Annotated in this window: 20 protein-coding genes; 13 read left to right on the forward strand and 7 right to left on the reverse strand. The window is 71.2% G+C overall.

Annotated elements, in window-relative coordinates:
• Positions 1–240 precede the first annotated feature (240 nt).
• Positions 241–663 carry an acyl carrier protein gene (locus AB0D32_RS12775; RefSeq protein WP_357088600.1) on the forward strand — a complete coding sequence of 141 codons (423 nt, stop codon included), beginning with the start codon at positions 241–243 and terminating at the stop codon, positions 661–663.
• A 69-nt stretch (positions 664–732) separates the two neighbouring features.
• On the opposite strand, the gene AB0D32_RS12780 is transcribed toward AB0D32_RS12775, so the two are convergent.
• The 3 genes from AB0D32_RS12780 to AB0D32_RS12790 are packed head-to-tail and all read right to left on the reverse strand — an operon-like array spanning position 733 to position 3501.
• Entirely contained in the window at positions 733–1203 is a 471-nt protein-coding gene (locus tag AB0D32_RS12780; RefSeq protein ID WP_357088603.1) for an SRPBCC family protein, read from the reverse strand.
• Positions 1204–1234: 31 nt separating this feature from the next.
• The gene (locus tag AB0D32_RS12785; RefSeq protein ID WP_357088605.1) at positions 1235–2260 is read right to left on the reverse strand and encodes an SDR family oxidoreductase; all 1026 of its coding nucleotides are present in this window, start codon (positions 2258–2260) and stop codon (positions 1235–1237) included.
• The gene (locus AB0D32_RS12790; RefSeq protein WP_357088608.1) at positions 2257–3501 is read right to left on the reverse strand and encodes an aminotransferase class III-fold pyridoxal phosphate-dependent enzyme; all 1245 of its coding nucleotides are present in this window, start codon (positions 3499–3501) and stop codon (positions 2257–2259) included. The genes AB0D32_RS12785 and AB0D32_RS12790 overlap by 4 nt, the downstream gene beginning before the upstream one ends.
• A gap of 121 nt (positions 3502–3622) precedes the next feature.
• On the opposite strand from AB0D32_RS12790, the gene AB0D32_RS12795 reads away from it, so the two are divergent.
• From AB0D32_RS12795 to AB0D32_RS12850, 12 genes are all read left to right on the forward strand, one after another.
• The gene (locus tag AB0D32_RS12795; RefSeq protein WP_357088610.1) at positions 3623–4456 is read left to right on the forward strand and encodes an enoyl-CoA hydratase-related protein; all 834 of its coding nucleotides are present in this window, start codon (positions 3623–3625) and stop codon (positions 4454–4456) included.
• Positions 4457–4472: 16 nt separating this feature from the next.
• Positions 4473–4952, forward strand: coding sequence for an SRPBCC family protein (locus tag AB0D32_RS12800; RefSeq protein ID WP_357088613.1), 480 nt, complete (start codon positions 4473–4475; stop codon positions 4950–4952).
• A 129-nt stretch (positions 4953–5081) separates the two neighbouring features.
• Positions 5082–5927 (forward strand): SGNH/GDSL hydrolase family protein, encoded by an 846-nt coding sequence (locus tag AB0D32_RS12805; RefSeq protein WP_357088616.1) that lies wholly within the window; start codon positions 5082–5084, stop codon positions 5925–5927.
• Between the two features lie 253 nt (positions 5928–6180).
• The gene (locus tag AB0D32_RS12810; protein ID WP_357088618.1) at positions 6181–8214 is read left to right on the forward strand and encodes a hypothetical protein; all 2034 of its coding nucleotides are present in this window, start codon (positions 6181–6183) and stop codon (positions 8212–8214) included.
• 676 nt (positions 8215–8890) lie between these two features.
• Positions 8891–9871, forward strand: coding sequence for an ABC transporter substrate-binding protein (locus tag AB0D32_RS12815; protein WP_357088620.1), 981 nt, complete (start codon positions 8891–8893; stop codon positions 9869–9871).
• 325 nt (positions 9872–10196) lie between these two features.
• Positions 10197–11144: an LLM class flavin-dependent oxidoreductase gene (locus tag AB0D32_RS12820; protein ID WP_357088622.1), complete on the forward strand. Its 948-nt coding sequence runs from the start codon at positions 10197–10199 to the stop codon at positions 11142–11144.
• On the forward strand, positions 11141–11974 hold the full coding sequence (locus AB0D32_RS12825) for an ABC transporter ATP-binding protein (RefSeq protein WP_357088624.1): 834 nt from the start codon (positions 11141–11143) through the stop codon (positions 11972–11974). The genes AB0D32_RS12820 and AB0D32_RS12825 overlap by 4 nt, the downstream gene beginning before the upstream one ends.
• A complete protein-coding gene (locus AB0D32_RS12830) occupies positions 11971–12858 on the forward strand; it encodes an ABC transporter permease (RefSeq protein WP_357088627.1) in 888 nt (295 codons plus the stop codon). The genes AB0D32_RS12825 and AB0D32_RS12830 overlap by 4 nt, the downstream gene beginning before the upstream one ends.
• Entirely contained in the window at positions 12855–13679 is an 825-nt protein-coding gene (locus tag AB0D32_RS12835; protein ID WP_357088629.1) for an ABC transporter permease, read from the forward strand. Before AB0D32_RS12830 ends, AB0D32_RS12835 begins: the two co-directional genes overlap by 4 nt.
• 54 nt (positions 13680–13733) lie before the next feature.
• The gene (locus AB0D32_RS12840) at positions 13734–14588 is read left to right on the forward strand and encodes an alpha/beta fold hydrolase (RefSeq protein WP_357088631.1); all 855 of its coding nucleotides are present in this window, start codon (positions 13734–13736) and stop codon (positions 14586–14588) included.
• A complete protein-coding gene (locus AB0D32_RS12845) occupies positions 14585–15511 on the forward strand; it encodes an NAD(P)-dependent oxidoreductase (protein WP_357088633.1) in 927 nt (308 codons plus the stop codon). The genes AB0D32_RS12840 and AB0D32_RS12845 overlap by 4 nt, the downstream gene beginning before the upstream one ends.
• Positions 15508–16404, forward strand: a complete 897-nt coding sequence (locus AB0D32_RS12850) for an SDR family oxidoreductase (RefSeq protein ID WP_357088636.1) — start codon at positions 15508–15510, stop codon at positions 16402–16404. The genes AB0D32_RS12845 and AB0D32_RS12850 overlap by 4 nt, the downstream gene beginning before the upstream one ends.
• A gap of 102 nt (positions 16405–16506) precedes the next feature.
• Here the strand turns inward: AB0D32_RS12850 and AB0D32_RS12855 are convergent, their stop codons facing one another.
• The 4 genes from AB0D32_RS12855 to AB0D32_RS12870 all read right to left on the reverse strand — a co-directional run bounded on the left by AB0D32_RS12855 (position 16507) and on the right by AB0D32_RS12870 (position 20420).
• Positions 16507–17229 (reverse strand): GntR family transcriptional regulator, encoded by a 723-nt coding sequence (locus AB0D32_RS12855; RefSeq protein WP_357088639.1) that lies wholly within the window; start codon positions 17227–17229, stop codon positions 16507–16509.
• Between the two features lie 100 nt (positions 17230–17329).
• The gene (locus tag AB0D32_RS12860; protein WP_357088642.1) at positions 17330–18685 is read right to left on the reverse strand and encodes an MmgE/PrpD family protein; all 1356 of its coding nucleotides are present in this window, start codon (positions 18683–18685) and stop codon (positions 17330–17332) included.
• Positions 18682–20028 carry an MmgE/PrpD family protein gene (locus AB0D32_RS12865; RefSeq protein ID WP_357088644.1) on the reverse strand — a complete coding sequence of 449 codons (1347 nt, stop codon included), beginning with the start codon at positions 20026–20028 and terminating at the stop codon, positions 18682–18684. Before AB0D32_RS12865 ends, AB0D32_RS12860 begins: the two co-directional genes overlap by 4 nt.
• Positions 20025–20420, reverse strand: coding sequence for a VOC family protein (locus AB0D32_RS12870; RefSeq protein ID WP_357088646.1), 396 nt, complete (start codon positions 20418–20420; stop codon positions 20025–20027). Before AB0D32_RS12870 ends, AB0D32_RS12865 begins: the two co-directional genes overlap by 4 nt.
• Between the last annotated feature and the right edge of the window lie 61 nt (positions 20421–20481).

Genomic DNA, 20481 nt, shown 5'->3' on the forward strand with positions numbered 1-20481 from the left:
TCGCTGGTGCCCGCCCCCCTGCCGGCCGGCCCCGCGGGGGGGGGGGGGCCCGGGCTGCCCCCCCCCCTCTCCCCCCGCCCGGCCCGGCCGGCCGCCCCCCGCCCCCCCCCCCCGCCGCCGGTCACCGCGTCGGTCGACCCGGCGACCGGCGGCGCATCAGGCCCGGCCGGCGGCACCCGGGCCGGCGGCACGGACCTCGCCAGGACGCTGCCCGGGCTCGCTCCCGATGAACAGGACCGGGTGCTGCGTGAGCTGGTGCTCGCCGAGGCCGCCCGGGTTCTCGGTCACGCCTCCGCCGCCGACCTGGACGCCACCCGGAGCCTGCCCGAACTCGGATTCGACTCGCTGACGGCGGTCGAGCTGCGCAACCGGCTCGCCACCGCGACCGGGCTGACCCTGCCGGCGACCCTGGTGCTGGACTACCCGAACGTGCGGGAACTCGTCGGCTACCTGCGCGGCGAGTTGCTGCCCGATCAGGCGTCCACCGCGCTCGGGGTGCTGGAGGAGCTGACCCGGCTGGAGTCCGGCCTGGCCAAACTGACGATGGACGGTGTGGCGCGCAAGCGGCTCGCCGACGCCCTGAACCAGTTGCTGTCGCTGGTCGACACCGAGTCGGACAAGGTCGACGCGGCGAAGGACGACTTCTTCGACCTGCTCGACTAGGAATCCGGCCCTCGTGAAAGCGGGCCGTCCGCCAGCCGCCCGGGCGACTGGCGGACGGCCCGCGGTCGCTCAACCGAGCGGGGCGGCCTCCACCACGGTGACCTCGATGTCGGAGCCGAACAGCCCGAGCAGGATGTTCCGGATCGAGTCGCGCATCGCCGCGCACGCCACAGGGTCGATGAGGCTCGCCAGGGAGGCGATGCCCAGGTCGAACCGGCTCTCGAACTCGATCCGCACCCCCTCGTCGACCTCGACGACCAGCCACGAGCCGGTGAACGTCGCGAAGTCGCCCGTGGTCTGTTCGAAGTCGATGCGGCGGTTGGCCGGATCGATGTCGTCGCGTTCGGTCCAGACGAGGATGCCCCGGCGGAAGTTCACCTCCCACTTCGACTCGACCTGGGTAGGGCTGACCCTGGTCACCCCGACCGTCCGTACGGTGTCGGTGAACTCCGGATACGCCGCGAAGTCGGCCAACCGGTCGAACGACTCCTTGGCCTCTGCGCTGGGCAGCAGAGCGTGCACGATGACGGAGCACTCCATCGCGGGTGGCCTCCTCAGCTCGGGTCGAGGGTCACTGCTGCAACCCCCGGATCAGGTGACGTAGGCTGACCCGCCACGCGTCCTCGGCCTGCGCCGGGGTCATCGCGTCCGGCCCGCCGGGAATCGTGCCGAACGACGTCGGCAGCAGTTCGGGGATGATGACCAGCCCGCAGACGGCCACCACGCCGTCCAGCCGCGCCAGGTCCTCGGGCGGAAGGACGTCGGCGAACGCCGGCCGGACCAGCCGATCCACGATTGACGGGTCGGCGATCCGGCCCTCGGGCATCTCCATGCCGCACTCGCGGGCGGTCTCCGTCACCAGTTCGAGGTAACGCTCGACCGGGATGCCGGCGGGGCCGGCGGTCAGCCAGTAGTCGCCCTTGCGCAGGTCGGCGTCGAGCACCGCGCGGATTCCCTGCGCGACCATGTCCTGGGGGACGAGGTCGAAGAACGTGCCGGGATGTGCTGGCACGAAGGGCAGCTCGCCGGTCACCAGGTACTCGGCGAGCTGGTGCACGCCCTGGGGCTGACGGATGACACCACTTCGGGAGTCGCCGATGACGATCGCCGGCCGGACGATCACCGCGTCGATGCCGCTGTCGCGGACCATCTGCTCACCGAGGTACTTCGACGTGACGTACTCGTCGGTCCGGGCGGCAGCCTTCTCGGTGCCCAGTCTGCCACCGCCACCGGCGTGACCGTACCGGGACACGTAGGCGGTGCTGACGTGGATCAGGGTCGCCTCCGCCTCGGCGGCGAACTCGACGACCCGGCCGAGACCCTCGATGTTGAGGCGGTTCACCTCCGCCTGGTCGGCGGAGAAGTTGACGATGGCGGCCGAGTGGATCACCGCGTCGACCTCGGCGCACAGCTCGCGGTAGGCGCGGCGGTCGAGCCCGAGCGAGGGGGCGTGCAGGTCCAGCCTGGCCACCCGGTTCGAGCCGCCCGGTAGGCGGCGGTAGGCGGCGGCGATCACGTCGTACTCGGAGAGCTCGGCCAGCACGGCGGTGCCCACGACGCCGCTGGCCCCGGTGACCAGGACGGTGCGTCGCGTCATGCGGGGGAGTCGCTTCCGGTGTCGGGGAAACGGGCGGCCAGGGCGGCGCAGGCCCGCTCGAACGAGACGACCAGCCGTTTCTCCTCGTCGGGGGTCATCGTGGCGGGTGGGGTGAGCCGCAGCACCGGGTGTGCGTTCATCGAGTGGTTGACGACCACGTCGTTGTCGAGCAGGTCCATCAGGAACTCCGCCGCGTGCATCGCGGAGCGGAACTCCACGCCGATGAGCAGCCCGGCGCCGCGTACGTCGGCCACCAGGTGCCCGATCGACCGTACCGTCTCGGTGATCGCCGCGAGTAGCCGCGCGCCCAGATCGGCCGCCCGCTCCACCAGCTTCTCCTCCCTGATCACCTCGACCGTCGCGCGGACGGCGGCCATGGCGAGGGGGTTCGCGGAGAACGTGGACGTGTGCAGGTAGGGGTCCTTGTCGAACGGGGCGAACGCCTCCTCGGTCGCCAGGGTCGCCGCGACCGGCACCAGCCCGCCGCTGAGCGCCTTGCCGACCAGTAGGACATCCGGCCGTACGCCCTCGCGGTCCGCTGCCCACCAGGTCCCGAGCCGACCCAGGCCGGTCATCACCTCGTCCAGGACAAGCATGGCCCCCCGCTCGCGGCACAGCGCCTCGACCGCCTTGAGATAGCCGGGCCGGGGGATGATCACCCCGCCCTCGCTCTGCACCGGTTCGACGACCACGCAGACGTCACGGTCGACGACGGCGGCCAGTTCGTCCAGGTCGCCGAACCTGACGTGGGTGACCTCGGGCAGCAGCGGGCGGAACGGATCCTGATAGAGCGGCCGGGCGGTGAGCGACAGCGCGCCGACCGTCTTGCCGTGGTATCCGCTGTGCATGGAGACCAGCCGGTGCCGCCCGTTCGCCCGGGCGATCTTGATCGCGGTCTCCACCGCCTCCGCACCCGAGTTGGAGAAGTGCACCTTGACCAGGCCCTGCGGTGCCACCGAGACCAACGCCTCGGCGGCCCGGGCGGCGGGCTCGTTCAGCAGCACCCGGGTGGACAATGCCTGCCGTTCGAGCTGGTCGCGCACCGCCGCGAGCACGACCGGGTTTCCGGCACCGACGAAGAACACGCCGTAGCCGGCGCAGTTCAGCAGGTGCCGGCCGTCCGCGGTGTGCACCACGGTGCCCGTGGCGCCGACCTCCAGGGGTGTGTGGAGCATGGCGGCGACCCGGCCCAGCCCCTCGCCGAGATGGCGGCGGTAGCTGTCGAAGACACTGGAGGACACGGCGGAAGTCTGCCCGAACGGCACCGGCCGAACAAGGGTCTACTCAGGACAGCGGACGGTGACCGAACAGCCGACCCGTTGACCATTGCTGCGGGCGTTGACCCTGCTCTATGGTGCCCGCGTGGAACCGTACAGCGAGATCATTTACTCCGTTTCGGACCGGATCGCCACGGTCTCGCTCAACCGTCCCGAGGAGCGCAACGGCTACACCCTGCGGATGGCCGACGAACTCGCCCACGCGTTCGACCGTGCCGACCGCGACGACGACGTCCGGGTCGTCGTCCTCACCGGTACGGGCGAGCACTTCTGCGCCGGGCTGGACCAGTCCGTGACGGAGTTCGACACTCCCGACGACCCCGAGGCCGAGTGGGCGGAACCGGCGGGGCGGTGCTCGATGCGGATCTTCGCGATGAACAAGCCGGTCATCGCCGCGATCCGGGGCGCGGCCGTCGGCGCCGGGGCCACCATCATCCTGCCGGCCGACTACCGCCTCGCTGCCACCGACGCCCGATTCGGGTACGTCTTCAGTCGACGCGGCATCTACGCCGAGGGCGCGTCCACCTGGTTCCTTCCACGGCTGGTCGGGATGGGCTGCGCGCTCGACTGGATGATCAGCGGGCGGGCGTTCGACGCCGCCGAGGCACTCTCGGCCGGCCTGGTGCACAGCGTCCACGAGCCGGAGCACCTGCTCGACAAGGCGTACCAGCTCGCGCGGACCATCATCGCCACCACCGCGCCGGTGTCGGTGGCGGTCATCCGGCAGATGCTCTACCGGACCAGCGCACTGGACTCGCCGTACCCGGCGCACCGGTTGGACTCGCGACTCTCCAGCGAGGCGCTGACCAGCGCGGACGCGCGGGAGGGCTTCGACTCCTTCCGGCAGCGACGCGCTCCGGCCTTCCCCGGGCGGGTCAGCAGCGACCTGCCCGAATACCTCCCGTGGAGGAACGAGTGACACCTGTGGTTGCGGTATGACGCGGGCAGCCGGGCGCGGTCCGGAAGTCGCCGAGCAGATCACCGTCGCGGCACCGGCGGGGACGGTCTACACGGCCGTCGCCGACGTACGGCGGATGGCCCGATGGAGCCCGGAGTGCGTCGCGGTCTGGGTCACCCGGCGCGACGGCGGGCAGCCGCGACGGTTCGTCGGCTGGAACCGTCGGGGCCCGTTCCTGTGGTTCACCACCTGCCGGATCGTGACCGCGACGCCGGGCAGCGAGTTCGCCTTCGACGTCACCAGCTTCGGCCAGCCGGTGGCCCGCTGGGGCTACCGGTTCAGCGAGACCGACGGCGGCACCCGGGTGACCGAGTACTGGCAGGACCGGCGCAACCGGGCGGCCCACGTGCTCGGCCGGATCTTCACCGGTAGGGCCGCGGGCGACCGCCCGACCGTGAACCGCGACGGCATGCGGGAGACCCTGCGCAGGCTGAAGCGGGAGCTCGAAGCCGCCTGAACCCGGTGCGGCCGGCGGGAGTCGGAGTTGTAGACACACGCCGATGTGATGATCCAAGCGTTATGTATCCTCAGCCATCGATGCACTGCTATTAATCGTTCCGCAACCTTTGAAACGATGGAGGGGTACATGACCAGAACCCGGATGCTGACCCTGCTCGCAGGTGTTCTCTCCGCGTCGATCGCGGTACTTGGGCTGGCCAACCCGGCGCAGGCCGCCGGCCACCACTACGTGGCGCTCGGCGACTCGTACGCCTCGGGTGTCGGTGCCGGCAGCTACACCGCGGAGAGCGGCAACTGCAAACGCAGCACCAAGGCGTTCTCCGCCCTCTGGGCGGCGGCCAACGCGCCGGCCTCCTACAAGTCGGTGGCCTGCGGGGGCGCGAAGACGACCGACGTGATCAACTCGCAGGTCGCCGCGCTCAGCGCACAGACCACCCTGGTCAGCATCACCATCGGCGGCAACGACGCCGGGTTCGGCAACATCATGTCCACCTGCGCCCTCCAGGGCTCGAGTGCCTGCATCGCCGCGGTGGACGCGGCCCAGGTGCAGGCCCGGGCGAACCTTCCCGGCCTGCTCGACCGGGCCTACGCCGCGATCCGCAGCAAGGCCCCGAACGCGAAGGTCGTGGTGCTGAGCTACCCGGCCTTCTACCAGCTCGGCACGGTCTGCGTCGGGATCGGCGAGGCGGCCCGCGCGAAGGTCAACGAGGGCATCAACCTGGCCGACAGCCTGATCGCCGCCGCCGCGGCCCGCGCCGGGTTCACCTTCGCCGACGTGCGCAGCATCTTCGTGGGGCACCAGATCTGCAGCGGCAACAAGTGGATCCACTCGGTCGACTTCCTGAACCTGTCGAACTCGTACCACCCGATGGCGACCGGGCAGGCCAACGGCTACCTTCCGGTGTTCACCGCTGCGGTCGGCCAGTCCGCCGCCAAGAAGGCCGGCGCCAAGAAGGCCGGCGCCAGGGCGTAGCCCATGCGCAGGGACTCGAACCGCTTCTGGACCCCGCCATCGTCAGCCTCACCACAACTCCAGACGCCTTGAGAGTTCCACCCTCGCCCACGCCGGCAGTCGATGGCGTGGGCGAGGGTGGAGTGGTTCGTAGCCCGTGGCGCCCCCTTGCCGAGATCCATTTGCGAGCGTAGGAAGAACACCACGCTCCACCACCCACCACCCACCACCCGTCGGCCCCGGCGATCCACCGTTCCTGTCGAAGGAGATGCGCGTGACCACCCCCATACGGCTCCGTCTCGCCGTGTCCGTGCTGGTGACCGCAGGCGCCGTCCTGCTCGGCGCGGGCGCCGCCGCGGCACCGCCCGCGGCTCCCGTACCGGCCGGGCACCGGGCCTGCGACCCGATCGACCCGACGGCCTGCCTGCTGCCGTTCCCGAACGACTGGTTCACCGTGCCGGATCGGAGCAGCCCCACCGGCAAGCGGGTGCGGTTCGAGGCCTCCGCGATGCCCGCCAACGCGCAGGGAAACCCGATCGACCCGACGGAATGGAACCGGCAGGACGGGTTCAGCCCCGGCTCGCCGATCCTGGTGCGCGTGCCCGGCCTCGACGCGGCGGCGACCGGGATCGCGCCGGTCACCGACATCGGCCGCTCGCTGGCGCCGGACGCGCCGATCGTGCTGCTCGACGCCCGGACCGGCAAGCGTACGCCGTACTGGGCCGAGCTGGACGCGCGCGCGGCCGGCCAGGCGGACCGGCAACTGCTGATCATCCGGCCGGCGGTGGCGCTGACCGAGGGCACCCGGTACGTCGTCGGCCTGCGCGGCCTGCGCGACGGCAACGACGCGGTGATCCCGGCGCCGAAGGCGTTCACGGCGTACGTGACCGGTGCCGGCCTCGACCACCGGGACCGTCGCGTCCCGCAGATGAAGCGGATCCTCGCCGACCTCACCAGGGCCGGCGTCAAGCGGCACAGCCTCTACCTGGCCTGGGACTTCACCGTGGCCAGCCGGCACGGTCTGACCGGGCGGATGCTGGCGATCCGGGACGGCGCGTTCGCCGCCCTCCGCCGGGCCGCACCGTCGTTCACCGTCACCAAGGTCACCGACTACGCGCCGGAGCAGGAGCCGCTGATCGCCCGGCAGGTGACCGGCACCGTCGGCGTGCCGTCCTACCTGACCGGCGACGGGGGGCCCGGCTCCCGGCTGCACTACGGGCCGGCCGGCGGCGACGGGACGCCTCCGACGCCGAACGCCCTGCCCACGCCGTCCGGCACGACGGTGGCGGCCGACTTCGTCTGCAACATCCCGCGCAGTGCCTCCGCCGCGAAGCCGGCACACCTCTCGCTCTACGGCCACGGACTGCTCGGCAGGCCGACCGAGATCAACGCCAGCAACGTCCGGACGATGTCGAACACGTACGACTTCACCTTCTGCGCGACCAGTTGGATCGGCATGGCCGCCGGCGACGTCCCGTACGTGGCCGGGGCCTTCACCGATCTCAGCGGCTTCCCCGCGGTGGTGGACCGGGTGCAGCAGAGCTTCCTGAACTTCCTCTTCCTGGGCCGGGCGATGATCCACCCGGGCGGGTTCGCCGCTCACCCGGCGTTCCGGGACGCCAACGCACGGCCGCTGATCAACGTGGCCGGTGGGCTGCACTACGACGGCAACAGCCAGGGTGGCATCAACGGTGGCGCGCTCACCGCCATCGCCCAGGACTGGACGCGGTCGGTGCTCGGCGTGCCGGCGATGAACTACTCCACGCTGCTGCAACGCAGCGTGTCCTTCACCCCGTTCCAGACGATCATGGACGGCTACTACCCGGACAAGGTCGACCAGCAGCTGATTCTCGCGCTGCTGCAGATGTTGTGGGACCGCTCCGAGGCCAACGGGTACGCCCAGCACATGACCGACCGGCCGTTGCCGGGCACCCCGGCGCACCGGGTGCTGATGCACGTGGCCTTCGGGGACCAGCAGGTTTCCCCCGCCGCGGCGGAGGTCCAGGCGCGCACCATCGGCGCCCGCCTGCACACCCCCGCGCTGGCCGACGGCTGGTCGTCGGACGTGCGGCCGTACTGGGGCATCGCGCCGATCCGCAGGTACCCGTACACCGGGTCGGCGATCGTGGTCTGGAACAGCGGTGCGGCGTACGCGCCACCCCCGACCAACCTCGCCCCGGCCGGACCGGAGTACGGCGACGACTCGCACGAGTACCCGCGCGCCCAGGCCGCAGCCCAGAAACAGAAGGCGGTGTTCCTGCTCACCGGCAAGATCATCGACGTCTGCGCGCGGACGCCCTGCGCGTGACGCGGTAGCCGATCGCGCCCGACGGGCACGCCGGGGTCACCATCCCGGCGTGCCCGTCGGGCGCTCTGCCTCAGAAGCCGGATACGGCCCGCCTCCCGATCACCGGCACCGCGGCTCCCCGGTGCGATGAAGGTCCGCGCCGGTGGCCAGCGCAGGGCGCGACGGCCGGGCCGGACGTCCTGCTGGTCCGGCAGGGAAGAGGACTCACGGGCCCGCGTGGGGCATGCAGCCGGGCGGGTCCAGCAGAGTGCGGGGCGTCCTCACGAGCGCCCGCCCACGACGGCGCCGTCCTGTTGGGCGGCGTCGACCGTTACGAGCGCGAGGTTCCGGCGCAGGCTGATCGCCGGCTGCGCCGGCCCGGGGAGGCGCTGACCGGACGGCAGTGCCCGTCGAACGGCTCGCTGATCACCGCCGGTAGTTCGGTTCGGTCGGGACCGCCGGTGGCCGTAGGGCGTCCTTCCGGCCGGCTGGCCGTCGATCCCGTGGTCGCCGGCCCGGGTTTGGTCACTGCCTGAGTATCCGCTGGTCACGTCAGGTGTCGGTGGTGCGTCCCCCGGTGTCCGGCCCGCTGTGTAGGCCCATGGATCCCGCCTGGTGGTGGGCTAGATGATCTCTTGACGGTCTCGCTCACATGAAATATAAAGTACATCGCTCCGCCCTTTACCCGGGAGGTCTCGTGTTCGTTCGAAGAGGGCGACTCGCCGTTGCCCTGGTCGTCGCAGCGCTCACGCTGTCGGCCTGCGGCAGTGACTCATCGTCGTCAACTACAGGAGAAGCGGGTGGGAAGCAGGCGCTGACAGTCGCCACCCAGCCCGACTTCTTTGGAATTCCGCTGTACTTCGCGGTGCAGAAGGGCTTTCTCGCGAAGCAGGGACTCGACGCCAAGTTGCAGGAGTTCCCGACCGGCGTGGAGGGGACGGAGGCGGTGGTCACCGGCCAGGCCGACCTGACCTCCGTCGCCGGCTATCCGGTCGCGAGTCTCGCGGCGAAGGGTGCCAAGGTGAAGATCATCGGGCACAACGCGACGTCGTACGGCTGGTGGGGCATCATTGTCGACAACAGCATCGCCACGCCGCAGGATCTGCACGGCAAGACGATCGCGCTCCAGTCCAACTCGACGGCCAGCTACTGGTTCGACCGCTTCGTGGCGTTCCACAAGCTGGACAAGTCCAAGATCAAGGTCACGGACGCGAAGTACGCCCAGCTCGTACCGACCTTCGCCAAGGGCGACGCGAACGCGATCATCCATTTCGAGCCGAACGTCACCAAGGCCATCAACGCGCGACCCGGTGCACGTCTCGGCTGGGCCGGGGGCGATGACGACCTGCTGCCCTTCATCGGCTACGTGGTGGCCGGACCGAAGATCTTCGAAAACCAGGAGGTGGGCGTCAAGGTCCTGCGCGCGCTGCGGGAGACGTCCGCCTACATGAAGAGCAACCAGGGCGAGGTCATCGCGTTCATCAAGTCCAAGACCGGAATCACCGACGACGCCGAGGCCAAGAAGATCCTGGCGAAGATCGATTTCAGTCTGGCCTTCGACCCGGCGAGTGTCGACCAGATCCAGCAGGTCGCTGACTACCAACTGGAGATGGGCAACATCAAGAACAAGGTCGACGCGAAGAGCTACGTCATAACCGATTGGGTCAGCGCCCTCTGACGGTCGCCACCCGGGTCCCCGATTCCGACCCGGCGACCACCGGTGGTGTTCCGACCACCCGATCGACACATCCTGTCCGGTGGAGCCGGACGGTACCGGAAGGCCGACCCGGGCCACGAGAACCGTGGCCCGGGGAAAGCCGGTCGAACACCAGACGACGGCCGCCCGACCTCCTTCGAGCCCGGCTCCGCCGGCATCGCCCGGCGCCGGCGGACAGCCCGGCCAGCCTGTTCCACCGTACCGAGGAGTCATCAGTGCCCCCCACACCCACCTCGATCGAGTGCCGCACGCACCCGCCGGTCGGCCTTCGGACTCGGTGAGACAGATGGAGATCGCCGTTTCGCACCTCCCGACCGACCCCGCCCGTTCGCTGGAGCTCGCCCGGGTCGCCGAGGAGGTCGGCATCGGGACGTTCGGTGTCGCCGACTCGTCCCACCTCTACGGGGCGATGTATCCCGTGGCGCAGCACATCCTCGCGCACACCCGCACCATCCGGGTCGGGCCGTGCGTGACGAACCCGGTCACCCGTCACCCGTCGGTACACGCCGCCGATGTGGCCGCGCTCGACGGACTGTTCCCCGGCCGGGTGTTCGTCGCGATGGGCACCGGTGACTCGGCCGTACACAGTGTGGGGCTGCGCCCGGGGGACCCGGGACAGGTGGGCGAGGCGCTCGACACCATCCGGGCGGCGGCCGGCTCGGGCCCTCGGCTCTTCCTGGCCGCCAGCGGGCCACGGGCGGCGGCGGCGACCCCGGGCAGCGCCGACGGCGTCCTGCTCGGGGGCGGATTCGAACCCGCCTGGCTGGGCCGGCTCGCCGCGACCGCGGCTGGGGCGGCGGGGCGGCGCCTGCGCGGATGGATGGTCGCGGTGGCCCACCTGGTCGAGCGGGACAGCGAGGTCGCCGCCGCCCGGCAGGCCGTCCGCGCCTCGGTCGTCGCCGTGGCCCGGCACGGGCTGCAGGTCAACCTCGCCGGGCGTGGAGTGCCGGCGGACCTGGTACCCGGCCTGCGGGAGTTGTTCTCGCGGTACGTGTTCGCCGAGCACGCGCGTCCGGGCGGCGTCAACGCCCGGATCCTCGCGGACCACCCACGGGAAGAGGCGTACCTGCTTGACCGGTTCGCGCTGGTCGGGACCCCCGGTGAGGTCGCCGAGCGGCTGCGGGTCGTGGAGGAGAAGACCGATATCGAGGGGATCGTCCTCACCACGACGGTTCCCGATCCGATGACGCACGTCGCATTGATCGGGCGACTGGTCCAGGGAGGCAGGCCATGACGACGACGGACGCAACGACGCGAAACCCCGCAGTGAACGGCGACGGCTACGTGACGATCGAGGACATCTCGTTCGCGTACGCGGCCGGTGCGCCGCGGATCCTCGCGGACGTCTCCCTGTCGCTGTCCCGAGGCGAGTTCTTCGTGCTGCTGGGCCCCAGCGGTTGCGGAAAGACCACCATCCTCAACCAGGTGGCGGGGTTCGAGTTCCCGACCGAGGGACGGATGACCGTTGCCGGTCGGCCCGTCACCGGTCCCGGGCCGGACCGGGCGGTGATCTTCCAGGGGGACGACTCGCTGCTCGGCTGGCTCGACGTCTACGGCAACGTCGAGTTCGGCCTGCGCGTGCTCGGGGTCAAGAACCCCGAACGCCAGCAGCGGGTGCGGGCCGCGCTGGAGATGGTCGAACTCGGGGGACAGGCGAAGAAGTACCCGCACGAACTCTCCGGTGGGATGAAGCAGCGGGTGCAGATCGCCCGGGCCCTGGTCACCGACGCGCCGATCCTGTTGATGGACGAGCCGTTCGGTGCCCTGGACGCCCAGACCCGCACCACGTTGCAGGACGAACTCGCCCGGATCTGGGCCGACACCGACCGCACCGTCCTGTTCATCACCCACGACATCTCCGAGGCGATGATCCTCGGCGACCGGATCGGCATCATGACGTCCGGGCCGGAGGCGAAGCTGTACGACGTCATCGAGAATCCGCTACCGCGTCCGCGTGAGCGGGGCGGGCCGGACTTCGGCGCGCTCTACCAGGACCTGGAGCGGACCGTGACCGCGGCGAAGGCCCGACGTGCCGATCTGGACGGCGAGGTGGGTACGCGATGACCCCCGCCTCCGCCACCGACTTCGGTGAGCGGCCCGGCGCCGCCCCCACCGGGGACGCCGACCCCACGAGAACGGCCGGCCCCCGGCCCCGGCGGCGCGGACCACGATCGGCGGCGTCCTGGTCACGGCGCCGGATCGGGCTGAACCTGCTGGCGGTCGTGGCCGCGATCGTGGTGTGGCACGTCGCCGCGTTGGCGAAGGACAACCCGCTGGTCTTCCCGACCCCGATCGACAGTGCCCGCGCGCTGGTGGAACTGCTCCAGGACGCGGACTCGCGCAGCGAGCTGCTGATCACCCTGTGGCGGGTGGTGGTCGGGTTCGCGTTGGGCAGCACGCTGGGAATCGCCACCGCGAGCCTGCTCGGCTCGTCGCGGGTGGCGGCCGACGCGCTGGAACCCGTCGTGCACTTCCTGCGCTCCATCACGCCGGTGGCCTGGATCGTGCCGGCCACGATCTGGTTCGGGGTCGGGGACGCGTCGATGCGGTTCATCGTCATCTACGCCACCGTCTTCCCGGTCATCCTCAACACCCTGACCGGAATGGCCCAGGCGGCCCGGAACAAGACCCGGATGGCCAGGGTCTTCGGCGCCGGGCGGTTCCGGACCTACCGTTCGGTGGTCATCCCGAGTGCGGTGCCCTACGTGCTGACCGGGATGCGGCTGTCCCTCGGCTACTCCTTCATGAGCGTGATCGGTGCCGAGATGGTGGCGGGCAGCGACGGCATCGGCTATCTCATCTACGAGTCCCGACTCTTCTACGACACCCCGACCATGTTCGCCGGGATTCTCCTGGTCGGTGCCGCCGGCCTGGCCTTCGACCGGGTGTTCGTCCTGGTCACTGCCCGGATCTTCCGCCGATTCTACTGTGGGCAGGTGGCGCGATGAGCGTGTCGACCCGGACAGCCCGACCCGCCGTCGTCCGTCGACCGGGCGGTGTCCCGCGGTTGCGGCGGGCCCTCACCATCGTCGGCGGCTTCGTCGCCGTGGTGGGGCTGTGGTGGCTGGCCGCCAGCTTCTACGGGATGCCGATGCTGTTCCCCGGCCCTCCCGACGTGGTCACCCAGTTCCAGTCGGTGCTGGCCGACGGCAGTCTCGCGCAGGCGGTGACGGCGAGCCTGGGACGGGTCGCCGCCGGCCTCGCGCTGGGCAGCCTGATCGGCACGCTGCTCGGCCTGCTGAGCGGTTCGAGCCGGGTGCTCGAGGCGTTGCTCGAGCCGTTCATCAGCTTCTTCCGGTTCATCCCGCCGCTGGCCTGGTTCGCTCCCGTCCTGCTCTGGCTCGGTGCCGGCGAGCCGGCGAAACTGACCCTGATCCTCTACACGACGGTGTTCGTCGTCGCCGTGAACACGGCGGCGGGGGTGCGGGCGGTGCCGGGGAACAAGCTGCGCATGGCGGCGACCTTCGGCGCCCGGCCGTGGCAGACCTTCCTGCTGGTGCGGTTGCCCGCCAGCGCGCCGTACATCCTCGCCGGAATCCGGATCGCGCTGGGCAACGCGTTCATGACGGTGGTGACCGCGGAGATGCTCGGCGCGCCGCACGGTCTCGGCGTGATCGTCACCAACGGCATGGCGACCACCAACATCCGAGGCGTCTTCGTCGCCCTGATCACCCTCGGCGCGCTCGGCCTGCTCGCCGATCGCCTCTTCGTCGCCCTGCTCCGCCGGTTCGGTGCCCGGTTCGGGGCCAGCCCCGACGTGGCGCGGTAGCCGTCGGAACACCTCGTCTTTCCCCATCGGTTCGACCTGACTAAGGAGCACCACGTGGCGTACGCGACCATCAACGACACATCCCTGTGGTACGAGGTGGCGGGCCAGGGACCGCACCTGCTGCAACTGCACGGCCTCGGCCTCGGCCACGCCAACTTCGCCCCCGTGACCCCGTTGCTGCGTCCGGACTTCACCGTGATCGACTACGACATGCGCGGGTTCGGCGACAGCGACAAGCCGCCGGCGCCGTACTCGATCGAGGGATGGGCCGACGACGCGATCGGGCTGCTCGACCACCTCGGCCTGGACGCCGTCGACGTGCACGGCACCTCCTTCGGGGGCATGGTGGCCATCGTGATGGCGGCCAAGTACCCGGACCGGGTCAAGCGGCTGGTCATCGGCTGCTGCATGGCCCGGTACGACACCCTCGCGATCCTCAACAAGAAGGTGTGGAAGGCGATGGCGACCGCGACCGGGATGGGCGAGGAGGTCGCCAATCTCATCGCCTCGCAGGCGTTCAGCCGGGCGTTCCACGACACCGACCGGGCCCCGGCCCAGGTGGCGGCGATGGGGACCGCGTTCAAGAAGAACGACCCCGAGCTGTGGAAGCACTTCTGCGACCTGCTCTGCGAGGCGGACCTCACCGGTTACCTGCCGCAGATCACGGCGCCGGTGTTGGTGACCAGCGGCGACCAGGACATCATGACCCCGGTGGACTCCGGTCCGGCGGGGGTCGGCACCCGGGAGATGGTCCGGCGGCTGCCCAACGCCTGGCTGGCGCTGTTGGAGGGCTGCGGCCACCTGCACCTGGTCGAACGGCCGGAGGAGAGCGCGAAGCTGGTGCGGGACTTCATCCTCGACGGAACGATCAACGGGGACACCGTGCTCGGGGAGACCGACGGGCGATGACGACACTAGTCACCGGCGGCACCGGTTTCGTCGGCCAGTACGCCACGGCGATCCTCGCCGGGCAGGACGAGCGGGTCCTCGCCCTGGACCCGCTGCCACCCAGGGAGGAGCTGCGGCAGGCCGGGGTCGAGTACGTCCGGGGTGACGTCTCCGACCTGCGGTCGCTGCTGGCCACACTGGCCGAGCACGGCGTGGACCGCGTCATCCACCTGGGTTCCCTGCTGGCCCCGGCCTCCGCGGAGGATCCGTACCGGGCGCTGGAGGTCAACTGCGCCGGTACCCAGAACGTCTTCGAGGCGGCCCGGATCCTCCGGCTGGCCAACGTGACGTGGGCCAGTTCGATGGCGGTGTTCGGGCACAGCGCCGCGGCCCTGGCCGAGGGCGAGCTGCTCACCGAACACACCCCGCACTCGCCCGACAACGCGTACGGGGCGACGAAGTCGTACTGTGAGCACATCAGCCGCGCGTACCGGCAGCGGTACGGGGTGAACTGTGTGGGGTTGCGGCTCGGGCTGATCTACGGCGCCGGGAAGGAACGCGGCGAGGGCCTGTTCACCGAGCAGTTGTTCCAGCGGCCGGCGCTCGGGCAGCCCGGGGTGGTGCCCTACGGCGACGACGTCTACTGCTGGCAGTACGTCCGGGACGTGGCGGCGGCGTTCACGCTGGTGTCCCGCCTGGACAGCACCGCCAACGCGGTCTACAACCTGCCCGGGACGGTGCTGACCATGGTCGGCGCGGTCGAGACCGTACGCGCGCTGGTGCCCTCGGCCGAGCTGACGGTCGAGCCGGGGGTGCTCGGTTTCCCGTACCGGATCGACGCCGCCCCGCTTAACGCGCTGCTGGGCGACTCCCTCCGGTTGACGTCGATCCGCGACGGGTTCGCCGCCACGATCGAGGGAATCGCCGCCCGGGCCGGCCGGTGACGACCCGGGGTCGAGGCGACTCGGCGGCGGGGACGGAGCCGACCGGGCTCGCGGGGAAGGTCGCGATCGTCACCGGCGGCGGCTCGCGGGGTGACGGCATCGGCATCGGCCGGGCCACCGCGATCCTGCTGGCCCGGCGGGGAGCCCGGGTGATCGTGGTGGACAGCGTCCGGGAGTGGGCCGAGGCCACGGTCGACCTGATCGAGGCGGAGGGTGGCGAGGCGAGCGTCGTCGAGGCCGACGTGACCAGTTCCCGATCGTGCGCGGCCCTGGCCCGGAGCACCCTGGAGCTCTGGGGCCGGATCGACGTCCTGGTGAACAACGTCGGGGTCGTGGGGCCGCCCGGTGACGTGGTCGACGTCGACCTGGACGACTGGGACCGGTGCCTGCGGGTCAATCTCAGCTCGATGGTGCTGGCGTCCCGGCACTGCGTCCCGGCGATGCGCTCGGGCGGCGGCGGGTCGATCGTCAACACGGCTTCGGTGGCCGGGTTGGTCGGCGGGCACCCGTCGATCGCCTACCCGACCACCAAGGGCGCGGTGGTGCAGCTGACCCGGGCGATGGCGGCGCAGCACGGTCCGGAGGGGATCCGGGTCAACGCCGTCGCTCCCGGGCTGGTGTGGACTCCGATGGTGTCCAGCACCGGGGTCTCCGAGCAGGCTCGCGAGCGGCGTCGACACCGTTCCCTGCTGCGTACCGAGGGCACCGGGTGGGACGTCGGCGAGGCGATCGCCTTCCTGGCCGGTGACCGCTCCCGGTGGATCACCGGGGCCGTGCTTCCGGTGGATGCCGGAGCGACGGCGGGACTCGGTGCCACGTCGGGACACCTGACCGGTGGGGCCGCCGACGCCGGTCCGGCCACCGGGACGGTCGGAGGATCGTCCCGGGAGTGATGAACGTCGTCGATCGGGTGGCGGACGCACCGCCACCCGATCGACTTCCCGCCTCTGGTGACTCGGCCCGCTGGGCGTACCCGGGTCGACGTGCCCGGTGGGTCAGCGGCTCAGGACGGCGCCGTCCGGGCCGCCCGTGCCGGCGTCGTCCAGGCTGTTCGACGCGAAGTGCTCGGCGAGCAGGTCCCCGGCGTGCCGGAGGTGGTCGCTCACCGCTCGTCTGGCTGCCTCCGGGTCGTGGCTGGCCAGCGCTCGTACGATCGAGGAATGGTCGTGCAGGGACGCGTCCGGCCAGCCACCGATCGTGGCGTAGAAGCGGCGGGGCACGTACTTGGTGATGAAGCCGAGGAACCAGAGCAGCTTCCCCGAACCGCCACTGGTGTTGATCATCCGGTGGAACAGGTGGTTCAGGCGTTCCATCTCGTCGGTGTTGCCGTTGTTCGCCGCCTCGTCGATCCGGCCCTGGAGGGCTTGCAGCTCGGCGATCTGTTCCTCGGTGAGGGTCGTGGCCGCGCGGGCGGCCAGCTCGCCGGCGATCAGTGCCTGGGCGGTGAACAGGTCGCGGATGTCGGCCGGGGCCAGCGGAGCCACCACGAAACCACGCCGGGGCTGGAGCTGGAGGAAGCCCTCGGCGCGCAGCGAGAGCAGCCCTTCCCGGACCGGGGTGACGCTGATCTCCAGTGCGGCGGCGACCTGTTCCTGACGAAGGTGCTGGCCCGGCCGGAGCTGCCCGGACATGATCAATTCTCGGACGTAGCTGGCCGCCTCGTCACTGAGCTGCATCCGCTTGTTCTGGGACTGAGCGCCGTTGACGGGTAGGTTCATCCAGAGTCCTCAAATATGAAATATGGCCGATGCAGCATACCGAATCGGTCCTCGGACAGGTCGGGCAGCCCGGCCTCCGCGTGTCGGCCGGGCCGCCCTCTCACCAACGGCTGAGGCCGAACAGGCTACCAATCCCGTCGCATTCGTCGATATGCCAGGCCGTGTGCCACAACGCCGCCGCGCGCTCCCCGAGCCGGGGGCGCACGAGCAGGTCGAACTTCGCCCGAAGCCGCTCGTCGGACATCGGCCGGTCGACGCTGCCGGTGGCGTGTGCGACCGAGACCCGGTGGGTCGTGCCCCCGGTCGTGCGTACGGTGACCTCGCAGGCGTCCTTGGGCATCGTCGGTTCGGTGTGGGCCCGCACCTTGCGGCGTAGGGCGATCACCGACTTGTCCCGCGCCCGGGCGTCGCTGTACTGGGCCGGTCCGGCGCCGCCGTCGAGGAATCCCACCGCGAAGCAGTGGTAGACGGAGAACTTGCTGCGCAGCCCGTCTTCCGGTTCCTCGACTCCCATCACCTGGAGAACCACCGGGCGGACCACCACGTCGACCGACTCGATGACCTCCGGCCCGGGCAGGAGGTCGCGTAGCTCGATGGCGGCGTCGATGACCGGGTGGCTGACGATTCCGCAGCTGTAGGGCTTGAACGCGTTCGCCTCGATCTCCCAGGTCCGGCCCAGCCCTCGGGTGGCCTCGGCCAGGTCGGGTTCGGGCGCCGACAGGGCCGCGAGGCCCCGCCGGCCCTCCAGCGGCGTGTCGGGCCCGGTGAACCCGGCGGCGGCCAGCAGCGCCGCCTCCACCCCGTCAGCGGCGGCCTTGCCGGGATGCATGGACTTGCTCATCGTGCCCAACTGCTCGGTGGTGCCGGCGGCCTGGGTGGCCGCGAGCGAGACCGCGTGCCGCATCCGGGTGGCGTCGAGCCCGAGCAGGCGGCCCGCCGCGACAGCGGCACCGAGATGCCCCATCGTGCCGGTCAGGTGCCAGCCCCGGTCGAAGTGCCCCGGGCCGAGCGCGTTGCCGACCCGGCAGGCCACCTCGACTCCGGCGGTGACGGCGGTGAGGAGGTCACGCCCCGACGCGTCGGTGAGTTCGGCCACGGCGAGCGCGGCCGGCACCACCGGCGAGCCGGGATGGATCACGGTACGCAGGTGGGTGTCGTCGAAGTCCTCGACGTGCATCGCCATGCCGTTCACGAACGCCGCCCAGGCGGCGGTGAGCGTGTCCGCGCGGCCGAGCACCGAGGAGCGCCCGCGCAGGCCCAGGTCACCCAGGGTGGCGACGGCGATCTCGACGGCGTCGTGGCGGCATGCGTCCACGGCCAGCCCGACGACGTTGGCGAACGTACGCCGGGCGGCGTGCCGGGCGGATTCCGGGATCTGGTCCCAGCTCAACCCGCTGGCGAACTCGGCGAGCTCGGCGGTGAGCCGGACCGGGCCCGGTTGTGCTGTTCCCGTCATGCTGGCTCTCCCACGATCGTCGTCAACAGGTCGCCGCAGGTGGTGGCCGAGGCCAGGCCGCGTACCGCCGCGATGACCTCGGGGCCGTGGCCGGGTCGGGTCCGGTCGACCAGTGCGGTGACCTTCAGGTCGAGTTCGGTGTCGGTCATCGGGCGCGCGACGCTGCCCCGGGCGTGCGTGACGGATTCGGTGAGTACCGGCCCGTCCGGCACCACGACCTCGACGGTCGCCGCGTCGCGGGCCATCGACTCGTCGATGACGAGGGTGGTGGCCGCGCGCAGGGCGGTAACGTCCGGGGCGACGACCCGGGCGTCCTCGTACTGGGCCAGCCCCACCACCCCGTCGGCCAACGCCGCGGCGACGCCGTGCACGGTGCTGAACCGGGCGGCGAGTCCGGTGTCCGGTGCCGGGTTCCCGGTCAGCTCGGCGACCAGGGGGTGGCAGCGGACCCGTACGGCCACCGGGGTGCGGCCGGCGAGCCGGGCGTGCAGCCGCTCGGCGGCCTCGATCGCGGGATGCGCGACGATGCCACACGGGTACGGCTTGACGGTGTTGTCCAGGAACTCCCAGCGTGTGCCCAGCTCGGTGGTCAGCCGGGCGGGATCTGCCGTGGGGGAGAGCGCCCGGAAGTAGCCGCGTGGGCCTTCCAGCGCGGTCGGGGAGCCGGTGAAGTCCCGCCGGGCCAGGGCCGCCGCCAGTACGCCGTTGGCCGCGGCCTTGCCGGGGTGGAACGGCTTGACCATCGTGCCGAACCCCTCCCGATGCCCCAGCGTCATGCTGGACGCGATCGCGATCGCATTGCCGAGCTGCCCCGGCGACAGCCCCAGGAGCAGGCCGGCGGTGACCGCGGCACCCGGGGCGCCCACGGTGCCGGTGATGTGCCAGCCGTCGTCGTAGTGCCACGGTGTCATCGCCCGGGCGAGCCGAAGCTGGGTCTCCAGCCCGAGGGCGACCGCGTCGAGGAGCCGGGGCCCGGTGGTCTCGTGCTCCGGCAGGACCGCCATCACGGCGCCGAGCACGGCCGCGCCCGGGTGTACGACGGTGTCGAGATGGGTGTCGTCGAAGTCGTCGAGGTGGGCGGCGAGCCCGGTCGCCAGCGCGGCGCTCAGCGGATCGAGGCGCTCCGGGCGGCCGGGTACCGGACAGCGACGCTCGCCCCCGCCGTCCAGCGCGGTCGCGATGACGATCTCGACGGCCCGGTCACGGCAGGCGCCGATCGCGGTCGCGACGACGTTCAAAAGACTGCGGGCCGCGTGCGCCCGGTGTTCGCTGGTCAGGCCGGTACGGGACAGGTCGGCCAGACGTCGGGCCAGCTCGTGGGCGGCCGGATCGGTAGTGGTCACGCGCTCGGCTCCCGGACGTACTCCACCAGGATCCGGTCGGCCCGCCGGGGGTCGACGAAGCCGATCGTCGTCCCTCGCGAGCCGGGGCGGGGCACCGTGTCCATCAGGCACATGCCGCGCGCCTCGGCGTCGCCCAGAGCGGTGGCGACGTCGTCGACCAGGTACGCGCAGTGGTGGATGCCCTCGCCGCGTTCCCGGAGGAACTGGGCGACGTCGTCCTCGTCGGACTTCGGCTCCAGCAGCTCGATCAGGGTGGCGCCGGCCCGGAAGAAGGCGACGGTCAGCGTCGGGAACTCCTCGGCGCCCTCGTACGGCAGGCCGAGTTGGGTCTCGAAGTGCTCCCGGGACGCCTCGATCGAATGTACGGCCCAGCCGAGGTGGTGTAGCTGCATCGTTCCTCCTGCTCGCGGCCGAACTCTGGACGCTCAGCGGCTTGGGGATACTGTGTATCAT

The organism is Micromonospora sp. NPDC048170, from assembly GCF_040652795.1.
Taxonomy (GTDB): Bacteria; Actinomycetota; Actinomycetes; order Mycobacteriales; family Micromonosporaceae; genus Micromonospora.

Excerpts from the sequence above, each read along its gene's own strand:
- AB0D32_RS12800 (WP_357088613.1), top strand. The coding sequence starts at position 4,473 with ATGACGCGGGCAGCCGGGCGCGGTCCGGAAGTCGCCGAGCAGATCACC.
- AB0D32_RS12845 (WP_357088633.1), top strand. The coding sequence starts at position 14,585 with ATGACGACACTAGTCACCGGCGGCACCGGTTTCGTCGGCCAGTACGCC.
- AB0D32_RS12855 (WP_357088639.1), bottom strand. The coding sequence starts at position 17,229 with ATGAACCTACCCGTCAACGGCGCTCAGTCCCAGAACAAGCGGATGCAG.
- AB0D32_RS12820 (WP_357088622.1), top strand. The coding sequence starts at position 10,197 with ATGGAGATCGCCGTTTCGCACCTCCCGACCGACCCCGCCCGTTCGCTG.
- AB0D32_RS12870 (WP_357088646.1), bottom strand. The coding sequence starts at position 20,420 with ATGCAGCTACACCACCTCGGCTGGGCCGTACATTCGATCGAGGCGTCC.
- AB0D32_RS12830 (WP_357088627.1), top strand. The coding sequence starts at position 11,971 with ATGACCCCCGCCTCCGCCACCGACTTCGGTGAGCGGCCCGGCGCCGCC.
- AB0D32_RS12835 (WP_357088629.1), top strand. The coding sequence starts at position 12,855 with ATGAGCGTGTCGACCCGGACAGCCCGACCCGCCGTCGTCCGTCGACCG.
- AB0D32_RS12780 (WP_357088603.1), bottom strand. The coding sequence starts at position 1,203 with ATGGAGTGCTCCGTCATCGTGCACGCTCTGCTGCCCAGCGCAGAGGCC.
- AB0D32_RS12860 (WP_357088642.1), bottom strand. The coding sequence starts at position 18,685 with ATGACGGGAACAGCACAACCGGGCCCGGTCCGGCTCACCGCCGAGCTC.
- AB0D32_RS12785 (WP_357088605.1), bottom strand. The coding sequence starts at position 2,260 with ATGACGCGACGCACCGTCCTGGTCACCGGGGCCAGCGGCGTCGTGGGC.
- AB0D32_RS12805 (WP_357088616.1), top strand. The coding sequence starts at position 5,082 with ATGACCAGAACCCGGATGCTGACCCTGCTCGCAGGTGTTCTCTCCGCG.
- AB0D32_RS12825 (WP_357088624.1), top strand. The coding sequence starts at position 11,141 with ATGACGACGACGGACGCAACGACGCGAAACCCCGCAGTGAACGGCGAC.